The following is an 11,325-nucleotide window of genomic DNA, read 5'->3' on the forward strand; positions in this document are numbered from 1 at the left end:
CTTCAGGGTGCCTCCTCGCGCGCCGCGCGGCGTGGCCAGCGGACATAGGGCGAAAGCGTGAGCCAGAGGGCGAGCGCCACGCCGGCAGCGGCGAGCGGCCACTGGAATCGCTCCTCCAGGGTCGCCACCGTCGAGCTCGAGATGCCGCGCTTCTGCATGGCCGAGACTCGCTCGACGAGCGGCCGCGGATCGACACCGGCGTTCGTCGCTTCGAGGTAGATCCCGCCGGTGGCCTTGGCGAGCCGTTCCAGCACGGCCGGCTGCAGGCGGCTGATCACGATCTCACCGGTGCTGGTGCGCTTGAACTCGCCCTCGGCACCGGCGACCGGAACGGGCGCGCCCTGCTTCGTGCCGACTCCGACCGTGTGCACGACGATTCCGGCTTCGACCAGGCGATCGATCACCGGTGACAGCTCCTCGTCGTGGTCCTCACCGTCGGAAAGCAGGATCAGGACGCGCTGCTTGTCGTGCCCGGCCGGGAAGAGGTCGATCGCGCGCGACAGCGCGGGAGCGAACTGCGTGCCGGGAAGCGGCAGGGAGCCCGGCTCGACGGCGTCGAGAAGCAGATCGAGCACGGCGACGTCGACGGTGAGCGGCGCCATGACCACGCCCACGCCCTCCGCCTGGACCAGCGCCACCCGGTTTCCGGGCAGCTCCTGCGCCATGCGGCGCACCAACGACTGCGCCAGCCAGATCCGCGACGGCAGAACGTCGTAGGTCGCCATCGAGGCGGACGTGTCGAGCAGGAAGACGATGTCGACGCCGCGATGCTCGACCTTCTCGATCGATTCGCCCCACCGCGGGCGCGCGAGCGCGATCGCGAGACACAGGGTCGCGAAACCGAGCAGGATCGCCGCCCACGCCGCGGCGCGCGGCCGGTTGCCGGAGCGCAGCCGGGGCTCGATGGCACGCGAGGCCCAGGCGGCTTCGGCGGTGGCGCGGCGGCGGTGCAGCCAGAATGCGGCCGCCGCGGCGAGCGGCGCCGCGAGCGCGAGCCAGAGCAGGCGGGGATCGGCGAAGTTCATGGCTCGGCGGTCATCCGCAGGGCGCCGGCGACGAATGGCAGAAGGAGAAAGGCGAGCGCCGTCCAGGCGAACGGCTGGAAGCTCTCGCGGTAGCGGATGTAGCGCTTGACCTGCATCGGAGTCTTCTCGAGCAGGTCGATGCGGTCGAAGACGGCACGCAGCGTGCCCGGATCGACTGCGGAGAAGAAGGCGCCGCCGGTGCGTTCGGCGATCGCGCGCAGGAGCTTCTCGTCGACCTGGACCTCCATCGGAACGCGGCGGGTCTCGATCCGTCCGGTGAGCGGATCACGCACCTGCACCGGCACCGGCACGCGGCCTTCGCGGCCGACGCCGATGGTGTAGACGCGCAGGCCCAGACCCTTGGCGACCGCGGCCGCCGAGAGCGGGTCGATCTCGCCGGCGTTGTTGACACCGTCGGTGACCAGCACGACGACCTTGGACTTCGCGCTGCTGTCCTTCAGCCGGCTGGCGGCGTTGGCCAGGGCGACGCCGATCGCCGTCCCGTCCTGGACGATGTTGAGCTCGATCGAAGCGACCAGCTCGTCGAGCATGGCGCGATCGGTCGTGAGCGGCGACCGGGTGAGCGCGGTGCCGCCGAAGATCGTGACTCCAATGCGATCGCCCGGACGTTTGGCGATGAACTCTCGGACCACCTGCTTGGCGACGGAGAGGCGGTTCTTGGGCTGAAAGTCCTCCGCCCCCATGCTGCCCGAAGTGTCGATGACGATCTGAATGTCGATCCCTTCGGTTGTCGCCTCCTCCCAGGAGTAGCCGAGCCGGGGCCGCCCGAGAGCGACGATGAGTGCCAGCAGCGCAATCACCCGGAAGTAGAACGGCAGGTGGAGGCGCCAGGCGCCGCCCGTGGTGCGCGGCAGGCGGCTGGCGAGGAGGGCGCCGCGACCGCCGCGGCGATGGTGACGCCAGACGAGAGCCGGCACGAGCAGCGCGGCGAGCAGCCAGAGCGGATCGGCGAACTGCGGCAGGCTGGTCATGCCGCGCCCCGTCCCCCGGCCGCCGAACCGCCCGCCGCCGTGGCAGCTGCCGTTGCAGCCGGCTCGACTGCGACCGGTGGTGCGAGGTGGCTCTCGATCGCGCCCGCGAGCTCGCGGGTCTCGCCGATGCGCGCCGCCGCCTCCGCGCTCTCCGCCGGGCGGAGCGCGAACTTGATCTGGTCGGCGAGGCGCAGCAGTCGAACGGCGCGCTGCACCAGCGCCGGGTCGAAACGCTCAGCGGCAAGCCGGCGCTGCACCTCGGTCGTCGTGCTCTCGAGGGCGCGAAAACCGAGGCGGCGGCCGAGGTAGCGCCGCAGCGCCTGGCTCAGGTGGACGAACGCCCCCGCCGGAGCTTCCGCGGCGAGCAGCCCCAGCGCGCGCTCGAGCTCGTCGAGCGGCGAGAGCTCCGGAGCGGCGAGCGGATCGATGCCCGGCCGCCGGCGCCAGGCGAGCACGGCCGCGAGAGCGGTGAGCGCGCCGGCGGTCGCGAGGGTCCACCAGAAGCTCCGTGGCACCGCGAGCGACCGCGGCGGCGAAGGCGGCGCCGGCGCGAGCTCCTTGTCGTCCGCCGGGATCACCGACCGTACTTCGAGTGCCAGATCGGGCGGCGTGAGGGCGCGTCGTCCGGGCTCGCCCGAAAGTCGAACTTCGACCGGCGGCAGCGCTGTTCTGCCCGGCCGGAAGGCAGTGAGCCGGAGCCGCTGCACCAGCTTTACCCCTGCTGGAGTGGAGGTCTTTTCGACCGGCGAGGCCGCGAGCACCTCGACGTCGCCCCAGCCGCTCGACCAGTCGGGGAACGTCGCCTCTCGGGCAGCGTCGGCGCCGGGAAGCTCGAGCGTGAGGGTGGCGGAGACGGGATCCCCGACGGCGAGGGCAGCCGGTTCGAGCTCGACCCCGACCCGCGCCTCTGGTGGGGCGGCCACTGTCGCACCGGGAGCCGTGCCGGCCGCCGTTGGAGATGCCGATGACGCGGTCTGCGGCGCCGAAAGGAGCAAGGCGAAGGCGACGAGTGACCGCAGGATTCTCATCGGCGCAGGCGCTTTCGACGCGACTCGAAAAAGGCCACCAGCTCCGGCATGTAGGGGCGATCGGTGGCGAGCACGAGGTGATCGAGGCCCAGGCTGCGGATCGTGGCGTGGAGTGCTTCGCGCTCGCCGCGGGCCCGCGCGATCTCCGCGGCGGCGTTCCTTCTGCCGTCGTAGAAGGCGACCTCGCCGGTCTCGGCGTCGCGCAGCACCAGAGGTCCGGCGGCCGGCGGTTGCAGGTCCTTCGGGTCGGCGAGCTCGACGACGATGACGTCGTGACGGGTCGCAGCGCGCTGCAGCGCCTGGACCGGCGGCGCGCCGACGAAGTCCGAGACCACGAACAACACCGAGCGCTGGCGGAGGTTGGAGAGCACCGCGCCCAGACCCCGCTCGAGGTCGGTACCGCCGGCGGCCGGATGCTGCAGAACGTCGTGCACGAGCCGCAATACCTGGTTGCGTCGCCGCTGCGGCGGCAGGAACAGCTCGAGACGGTCCGAGAGCAGGGCCGCGCCGACGCGGTCGTGATTGCGCAATGCGGCAAAGGCGAGCAGGGCGGAGATCTCGGCGGCGAGCTCGCGCTTCAGGATGGCGCGCGAGCCGAAGCCGAGGCTGCCCGAGACGTCGATGGCGAGGAAGACCGTGAGGTCGCGCTCTTCGACGAACTGCTTGACGAACGGCGCGCCCATGCGGGCGGTCCGGTTCCAGTCGATGGTGCGGACATCGTCCCCCGGCTGGTAGGGGCGCACCTCGGCGAACTCCATGCCGCGGCCCTTGAAGACCGAGTGGTAGGTGCCGGCGACCCCCTGGTCGACCAGGCGGCGGGTCGAGATCTCGATCCGCCGGACCTTGGCCAGCAGGTCGGCCGGTACTCGTCGTACCGTTTTCGTCGAAGCGGGGGCGGCCGCTTCGCGGCGCCGCCAGCGCTCGCGCAGCGCGGAGAGCATCAGGGTGCCCGAACTTAAGGGACCTCGACGCGGTCGAGGAGCCGGGCGACGAGGTCGTCGCTGGTCAGGTTCTGCGCTTCGGCTTCGTAGGTCGGCACGACGCGATGCCGCAGGACATCGGGGGCGATCTCCTTGACGTCCTCCGGGATGACGTAGCCGCGGCCGGAAAGCAGCGCCATCGCTTTGGCGGCGCGCGCCAGAAAGAGCGTCGCGCGGGGCGAGGCGCCGAAGGCGATGAGCGGCGCGAGCTCCTTCATCCCGGCCGCCGCCGGTTGCCGCGTGGCGGTGACGAGGTCGAGCAGGTAGCCGCGGAGCTTGCCGTCGAGGTAGATCGCGTCGCAGGCGCGACGCAACTCGATCAGGCGCGCCTGGTCGAGCACCGGGTGGATCTCCACTTCGTGCTCGACCATCATGCGCTCGAGGATCTCCTCCTCTTCGGCCCGGGTCGGGTAGCCGATCTTGAGCTTCAGCATGAAGCGGTCGATCTGCGCCTCGGCGAGGGGATAGGTGCCCTCCTGCTCGATCGGGTTCTGCGTCGCGAGAACGAGAAAGGGCTCGGGGAGGCTGTAGGTCGTGTCACCGAGAGTGACCTGTCGCTCTTCCATCGCCTCGAGGAGCGCCGACTGCACTTTGGCGGGAGCTCGGTTGATCTCGTCGGCGAGCAGCGCGTTGGTGAAGATCGGACCGCGCCGGGGCTCGAACTCGCCCTTGCGCGGATCGTAGATCAGGGTGCCGACGAGGTCGGCCGGCAGCAGGTCGGGCGTGAACTGCACGCGCTTGAAGTCGATGGCCAGCGTTCGTGCCAGCGTCTTCGCGGCCAGCGTCTTCGCGAGGCCGGGGACGCCCTCGATGAGAACGTGGCCGCGGGCCAGCAGGCCCACCAGCAGCCGCTCGACGAGGTAGTCCTGGCCGACGATGACGCGCCGGATCTCGGCCTCGACCTGCTTCAGGGCGAGAGACTCGCGCTCGATGGACGGAATGACGGGTGCTGCCGGCGCCGCGGGAGGGGCCGGCGGCGTCGAGGTTCGGGTGCTCGCGGTCGGATCAGGATTCCATTGGGGTTCCATGCACACACTCCCATGAGGCCCGGGCTGCAAGGGAAATGCCATCCGCGCTGTGCCAAGATGGCGGCGGAGCGACAACTTGAAGGCAGAGACTACATTCCCGGCGCGGCCCCGCCGCAAGAAGGCCCTGGGGCAGCATCACCTGCGGGAGGGGAGCCTCTGCCGGCCGCTGCTCGAGTTTCTCTTCGCGAGTACCGGGCCGGCAGCCTTACCCCCGTTCGTCGTCGAGATCGGCCCGGGAGGGGGCGTGCTGACGGCCGAACTGCTCTCCGCCGGCGCCGAGGTTCTCGCCCTGGAGCTCGATCCGGAGTGGGCGGAGACCCTGCGCTCGCGCCTGGCGAGCGAAAAGCTCTCGGTAAAGGTGGGCGACGTTCTCGAGTTCGACTGGTCCGCCGTGCCCTCCGGGACGCTGGTCTGCGGAAATCTGCCGTACCAGATCGGGACGGCGATCGTGGACCGCGTCCTGCGCGCCTATCCCCAGGTCGAGCGGGCGGCGTTCCTGTTGCAGCGCGAGGTCGTCGACCGGCTGACGGCCAAACCCGGGGATCCCGAGTACGGCTCCTTGTCGCTGCTCACACAGGCGAGGGCGAGCGTCATCCGCCTGGGTATCGTCCGGCCCGGTTCCTTTGTCCCGCCACCCAAGGTCGACAGCGCCTTCGTCGGTCTGCGTCTGCACCCTGCGCCGCTCCCTGAAAGCGATATGCCGGAGTTCGAGCGGCTCCTGCGCGCCGCGTTCCGTCAGCGGCGCAAGACGCTTCTCAACTCCTTTACCAGCAGCTTTTCGCGCCCGGCTGTCGAAACCGCCCTGGCGACCGTCGGCTACGACCCCAAGACGCGCGCTGAGAGTCTGGCGATGGACGATTTTCTGGCCCTTTCCCGCGCCCTTTCCGGGCACGCCGGAACGGAGGCCGCTGCGCCGGGTGGTATTCTCGGTGCCATCGAAAGCACGGGAAACCCTAGAAAACCTTGAGCGAACCGCGTCGTGAGCAGCCCCGGGTCGAGATCTCCCCCGACAAGGGGCGCGAGATCGTCGGCGTCGTCTTCGCCGCGCTGGCGCTCCTCTGCGGAGCCAGCCTCGCGAGCTTCGCGCCTTCCGACCCGAGCTTCCTGCGCCAGGTCTCCGGCGCCGCGCCGACCCGCAACTGGATCGGTGGCTTCGGTGCCGAGATCGCCGCCGCCGGATTCGGCCTGCTCGGCCTGACCTGCCTGCTGATCCCCTTCCTCCTCGCTGTCGCCGCCTTGCGGCGGCTGCGCCCCCGGGCGCGGCCGACCGTCGTCGGGCGGGGCGCCGGAGCGGTCCTGATGATGGGGAGTCTGCCGGCGCTGCTGCAACTGCTGGTTCCGTCGCTCCTCTGGAGGGGCGAGGCGATCGATTCCGGCGGCGCCCTCGGAGTCGTGTTCTCCGGCGCTCTCGCGCAGCGGATGAACTTCGCCGGCGCGTTCGTCCTCCTGCTGGCGCTCTGCATCGTCGGCGTCGCGCTGCTCGTCCAGACGAGCCTCGGCGAGCTCCTCGACCGCTGGCGGCGGCGCTTCTCCGGCATGCTCGATCAGTGGCGGCTGGCGCGCGCCCGCAAGGCCGAGCGCAAGGAGAAGGAGCGCTCGCGCAATCGCGTCGTCGTCAAGCACCTGCAGCGTGTCGCCGAAGAGAAACAGGAGCGTCTCGACAGGCTCGCCGGTGTCGCGTCGGGAAAGCGTCCGGGTTCCCCGGCTTCCGACACCGGTGCCGATCCTTCCTCGGGAGAGGTCGCGCTGCCGGCGGCCGGCGGCCGCCTCGACCTGCCGTTGCGCGGCCCCGACCGGCCGGCGGACCGCCCGGTCACGGTCCGTCGGGTCGCAGCACCCTCGAATCCGATGCCGCTGCCAGGCGGAGCGGCGTCGGCGCTCGCTCCATCCACCGGCGCGTTTGCCCCCGAGACGCCGGCGCGCAAGGAGAAGCAGAAGGAGTTCGGTTTCGTCGAAACCCAGACCGAGTCGGAGCTGCCGCCGCTCAATCTCCTCCAGCTCGAGAACGAGAAGCCGACGATCGACGAGGACGAGCTCGTCCGCCTCGGCGAGGCGATCCGCTCCCGTTGCCACGAATTCGGGGTCGAGGGCACCATCGAGGGCATCGGCCCGGGCCCGGTGATCACGGTATTCGAGTTCCAGCCCGCCCCCGGGGTGAAGGTCAGCCAGATCGTCAACCTCCAGGACGATCTGGCGCTCGCGTTGAAGGCCGAGTCGGTGCGCATCGACCGGATCGCGGGGCGGTCGACCCTGGGCGTCGAGGTGCCGAATCCGCGCCGCGGGATGATCCGGCTCGGCTCGATGCTCGCCAACGACGCGTTCCGCCGGTCGCCCTCGCTGCTGTCGCTCGCCATCGGCATGACGATCCACGGCGAACCCTACTACGCCGACCTCGCGACGATGCCGCATCTGCTCGTTGCCGGCGCCACCGGATCGGGCAAGTCGATCGGCCTGCAGAGCCTCATCACTTCGATCCTCTACAAGGCGACGCGCGACCAGGTGCAGTTCATCTTCATCGATCCGAAGCGCATCGAGCTCGGGGTCTACGCCGATATCCCGCACTTGAAGACCGAGGTCGTGGTCGAACCGAAGAAGGCGGCGAACGCCCTGCGCTGGGCGGTGGCCGAGATGGAGCGGCGCTACAAGCTCCTCGCCGAGGTGCATGTGCGGTCGATCGACTTCTACAACCGGGCGATCCGCGACCCCGAAGTCCGCAAGCGCCTCGAGCTGACCGACACCGAGGGCCCGGTGCGCGAATCCGATCTCAAGCCGCTGCCGTACTACGTGATCATCATCGACGAGCTCGCCGATCTGATGATGGTCGCGGCGGCGGAGGTCGAGACCTCGATCGCGCGGCTCGCCCAGATGGCGCGCGCGGTCGGCATCCACCTCATCGTAGCGACCCAGCGGCCGTCGGTGGACATTCTCACCGGCACCATCAAGGCGAACTTCCCCTGCCGGCTGTCGTTCGCGACGGCGAGCCGGCACGACTCGCGGACGATTCTCGACGGCGTCGGCGCCGAGAAGCTCCTGGGCAAGGGCGACATGCTCTTCCTGCCCCCGGGCAGCAGTCGGCCGATCCGCCTGCACGGTCCGTACATCTCCGAGCAGGAGACGGCCGCGCTGGTGCGCTGGCTGAAGAAGCAGGGCAAGCCCGTCCTCGACCCGGCGGTACTCGCGGGTCCGGAGGAGAATGGCAACGAAGGGGGCGCGGGACCGATCGACGACGACCTCTTCGACCAGGCCGCCCGGCTCGTCGTCCAGGAGCGCCAGGCCTCCGCGAGTTTCCTGCAGCGCCGCATGCGGGTCGGCTTCTCGCGCGCCGCGCGCCTCATCGACATGATGGAGCGCGAAGGCCTCCTGGGGCCCGCTCAGGGCAGCAAGCCGCGCGACGTCCTCGTGCCGCCCAACTACTTCACGGAAGTCGACGAGACGCTCGACCGCTAGGCTCTGCCTCCGGCAGCCGGCTTCAGGGTGACCAGCACTTCGATGTACTCGGCGCGGATGCCGCGTGAGAGGTCGTCGATCCAGGCGATCTCCGTGAACAGGCCGGAGGCGTCGAAGATGTGACGGCAGATGTCGTAGCCCCAGTCGAACGTGACCAGCGAGCCTTCCGGAGTGAGTGGATTGTCGTGGTACTCGGGGGGCTCGAGGTGGAGGACCTCGCCACCCTGGCCGAGCCGCGCGCGCCGCCGGCTGGGGCGCTCCTTGTGGACCAAAGGCACCGTGCAGATGTGGGCGCCCCCGGGCTTGAGCGTGCGGGCGATCTCGCGGAAGACCTCGTCCGGCCGGAAGACGTGTTCGAGCACGTCCTGCGTCACGTGGAGGTCGACACTGCCGTCCGCGAACGACATGGCTTCGAGATCCTCGCAGCGCACGCCGCCGACCGAGCCTCCGGAGGGCGTGCCGGGAAAGTAGTGCGACGGGATGTAGCTCGGGCACTCCGCCGCGAGGCGCACGCTCGCGCCGCGGCTGCCTGGCGAAGATTCGTGAATGACGAGCTCGCGCCAGCGGGGATAGAAACGCTCGATGGTGAGCATCAGCGCCCGTTCGCGCGGGATGCTGCCGCAGTGCGAACAGGCGAAGTAGTCGCGCAGCCACTCCTGCGAGGCGACGAAGGTCACGTCGCGATCGCAGGTGGGGCAGTGCCCGGCGCTCTGCAGCAAAGCCGTCACTGGAGATCCCGCGACGCGGAGGGAGTGACCTGCAGCGCGATCCCATAGTCGGCGGCGGTGAGCTTTCGCGTCGAGCGCGCCTCGGGGGTAACACCGAGGAGCTCGAAGCGCAGGCCGCGTACCTCGGCAGTCGGCGCCGTCGTTGCGAGCTCGAACTCGAAGCGCGGTGCCTCGCCCTGCGGCGACTCGAGGGCGAAGGCAAGCCGGATCTCGCCCGCCCAGACGCAGGTGACGTCGACCGGGCATCGGCTGTCGGCCACCACCCGCTCGAGAGTCAGGACGATCCCGGGAGCTACCTCGGCTCGATCGGAAACGGAAAGGTCGAACCGGCCAGCGGCGTCGGGCTTCACCAGGTTCTCTCCTGCAGACGTAGCGGGGTCGGTCGGAGCAGCCGTTGCGCCACAACCGAAAAGCAAAAGACCGGTAAATAGAAAGGAGAAAGGAATCGGCCGGGAGGATCTCATGCGCCTATCCTGCATCAGACAGGCGGCGCTGAGTCCCTCACGGCCGAATCATCCAGCTCTTTTTTCCCTTTACCGGTCCTTTTCTTCTTTCCTACCTTTCGCTCCGCTGGCCTCCCGCGCTTCGCACGAGCGGTCAGCGGTCGCGGCGGCGTCCGGGCGGAGTCTTGCCGTAACGGTTCCCGCTGGGCGCGGCGCCGCGCGAGGCCGGCGCCGGGCCGCGTCCGAAGACGCTCCGGGGAGCGCCGCTCGGATTCGCGGGCGCGCCGCCGGTGTTGCCGTCCGCAACCCGCGGGCGGGCCGGTCCACCGGACGGACGTGACGGTGCCGCGCTGGTCCTTCCTCCGGCGGTGGCTGGACGGCCCCCTGCGGCGGCGGGACGCGAGCCGCGCGCCGGGGCGGCGGCGCCGGGCCGGCTTCCGCCGCGGCGGTCGGCGTTGGCCTTGGCGCGGGCGCGTTCTTCGGACTTCCTGGCCCGGATCTCGGCGATCCGGTCCTGCAGCGGGATCTCGAGCTTTTCGACCGGCTTGTGGCTGTAGTCGAAGTCCGGCACGGTGACGCGCGGCAGCCGTTTGCCGATGGCGCGCTCGATGGCCCGCAACTCGTTCTCCTCGTCGGGCGAGACGAAAGTGATGGCATCGCCGGTCGCCTCGGCGCGCGCCGTGCGGCCGACGCGATGGATGTAGTCGTCCGGGATCTTCGGCACGTCGAAGTTCACGACGTGCGAGAGCGCCTCGACGTCGATGCCGCGGGCGGCGATGTCGGTCGCCACGAGAATCCGGTAACGCCCGCTGCGAAAGCCGGTGAGCGCTTCGGTGCGCTGCGCCTGGCTGCGGTTGCCGTGGATCCGCGCGACGTTGATCTTGCGCTTCTCCAGCTGCTCGAAGAGACGGTTGGCGCGGTGCTTGGTGCGTGTGAAGACGATGGCGTTGGTGATCTCGCCGCGCTCGAGGAGCGACGCCAGGAGCGACGTCTTGAGCTCCTGCGAAACCGGGAAGACCGACTGGGTGATGCCGGTGGCCGGCGCCGACTTGCGCTCGATCGAGATCATCGCCGGGTCCTTGAGCATCTCGCGCGACAGCTCGATGATCGGATAGGGGAGCGTCGCCGAGAAGAACAGCGTCTGGCGCTTGGTCGGCAGATGCTTGAGAACTCGCCGGATGTCCGGCAGGAAGCCCATGTCGAGCATCCGGTCGGCCTCGTCCAGGACGAGCACCTCGAGCCCTTCGAGCTTCGCGTATTTGTACTGGAAATGGTCGAGGAGACGCCCGGGCGTCGCGACGATGACGTCGACGCCGCTGCGGAAGGCGTGCTCCTGCGGACCCATGCCGACGCCGCCGTAGATCGCGGCGCCCGAGAGCGGCGTGTGGACGGCGAGATCGCGCAGGTGCTCGTCGATCTGGGCGGCGAGCTCGCGGGTCGGGGTGAGGATGAGGGCGCGCGTCGTGCCGCGCTTCTTGCCCATCAGGCGGTTCATGATCGGGAGCAGGAACGCCGCGCTCTTGCCGCTGCCGGTCATCGCGCAGGCGAGGACGTCGCGGCCCTCGAGGGCCGGCGGGATGGCGTCGTTCTGGATCGGCGTCGGGCGGGTGAAGCCCAGGGACTTCACGCCCTTCAGCAGATCGGGGTGAAGGTC

The 11,325-nt window shown here is 70.0% G+C and carries 10 protein-coding genes; 2 read left to right on the forward strand and 8 right to left on the reverse strand.

All coding sequences use genetic code 11. The features are described 5' to 3' along the window. Window positions 1-2: 2 nt before the first annotated feature. From KBI44_10880 to KBI44_10900, 5 genes are read right to left on the reverse strand one after another with little or no spacing between them, the layout of a single operon-like run. Window positions 3-1,025, reverse strand: coding sequence for a VWA domain-containing protein (locus KBI44_10880; GenBank protein MBP9144978.1), 1,023 nt, complete (start codon window positions 1,023-1,025; stop codon window positions 3-5). Next, the gene (locus KBI44_10885) at window positions 1,022-2,017 is read right to left on the reverse strand and encodes a VWA domain-containing protein (protein ID MBP9144979.1); all 996 of its coding nucleotides are present in this window, start codon (window positions 2,015-2,017) and stop codon (window positions 1,022-1,024) included. Before KBI44_10885 ends, KBI44_10880 begins: the two co-directional genes overlap by 4 nt. Continuing rightward, window positions 2,014-3,045: a hypothetical protein gene (locus KBI44_10890; protein ID MBP9144980.1), complete on the reverse strand. Its 1,032-nt coding sequence runs from the start codon at window positions 3,043-3,045 to the stop codon at window positions 2,014-2,016. Before KBI44_10890 ends, KBI44_10885 begins: the two co-directional genes overlap by 4 nt. Continuing rightward, window positions 3,042-3,986 (reverse strand): DUF58 domain-containing protein, encoded by a 945-nt coding sequence (locus KBI44_10895; protein ID MBP9144981.1) that lies wholly within the window; start codon window positions 3,984-3,986, stop codon window positions 3,042-3,044. The genes KBI44_10890 and KBI44_10895 overlap by 4 nt, the downstream gene beginning before the upstream one ends. 14 nt (window positions 3,987-4,000) lie before the next feature. Then, a complete protein-coding gene (locus KBI44_10900; GenBank protein MBP9144982.1) occupies window positions 4,001-5,053 on the reverse strand; it encodes a MoxR family ATPase in 1,053 nt (350 codons plus the stop codon). 76 nt (window positions 5,054-5,129) lie between these two features. Here KBI44_10900 and rsmA point away from each other — a divergent pair, with 76 nt between their 5' ends. Next, window positions 5,130-6,020: a ribosomal RNA small subunit methyltransferase A gene (gene rsmA / locus KBI44_10905; protein MBP9144983.1), complete on the forward strand. Its 891-nt coding sequence runs from the start codon at window positions 5,130-5,132 to the stop codon at window positions 6,018-6,020. Beyond that, window positions 6,017-8,500: a DNA translocase FtsK gene (locus KBI44_10910; GenBank protein MBP9144984.1), complete on the forward strand. Its 2,484-nt coding sequence runs from the start codon at window positions 6,017-6,019 to the stop codon at window positions 8,498-8,500. The genes rsmA and KBI44_10910 overlap by 4 nt, the downstream gene beginning before the upstream one ends. On the opposite strand, the gene KBI44_10915 is transcribed toward KBI44_10910, so the two are convergent. The 3 genes from KBI44_10915 to KBI44_10925 form a co-directional block, all read right to left on the reverse strand. Further along, window positions 8,497-9,228 carry a class I SAM-dependent methyltransferase gene (locus KBI44_10915; protein ID MBP9144985.1) on the reverse strand — a complete coding sequence of 244 codons (732 nt, stop codon included), beginning with the start codon at window positions 9,226-9,228 and terminating at the stop codon, window positions 8,497-8,499. The two genes, KBI44_10910 and KBI44_10915, sit on opposite strands and share 4 nt — an antisense overlap. Next, entirely contained in the window at window positions 9,225-9,692 is a 468-nt protein-coding gene (locus tag KBI44_10920; GenBank protein ID MBP9144986.1) for a hypothetical protein, read from the reverse strand. The genes KBI44_10915 and KBI44_10920 overlap by 4 nt, the downstream gene beginning before the upstream one ends. Window positions 9,693-9,825: 133 nt before the next feature. Next, window positions 9,826-11,325, reverse strand: a 1,500-nt coding sequence (locus KBI44_10925) for a DEAD/DEAH box helicase (GenBank protein ID MBP9144987.1), incomplete at its 5' end; no start/stop codon positions are given.

The organism is Thermoanaerobaculia bacterium (assembly GCA_018057705.1).
Classification (GTDB): domain Bacteria; phylum Acidobacteriota; class Thermoanaerobaculia; order Multivoradales; family JAGPDF01; genus JAGPDF01.

Coding starts and splice junctions, on each gene's coding strand:
- KBI44_10880 (MBP9144978.1), bottom strand. CDS start 1,025: ATGAACTTCGCCGATCCCCGCCTGCTCTGGCTCGCGCTCGCGGCGCCG.
- KBI44_10885 (MBP9144979.1), bottom strand. CDS start 2,017: ATGACCAGCCTGCCGCAGTTCGCCGATCCGCTCTGGCTGCTCGCCGCG.
- KBI44_10890 (MBP9144980.1), bottom strand. CDS start 3,045: ATGAGAATCCTGCGGTCACTCGTCGCCTTCGCCTTGCTCCTTTCGGCG.
- KBI44_10895 (MBP9144981.1), bottom strand. CDS start 3,986: ATGCTCTCCGCGCTGCGCGAGCGCTGGCGGCGCCGCGAAGCGGCCGCC.
- KBI44_10900 (MBP9144982.1), bottom strand. CDS start 5,053: ATGGAACCCCAATGGAATCCTGATCCGACCGCGAGCACCCGAACCTCG.
- KBI44_10920 (MBP9144986.1), bottom strand. CDS start 9,692: ATGAGATCCTCCCGGCCGATTCCTTTCTCCTTTCTATTTACCGGTCTT.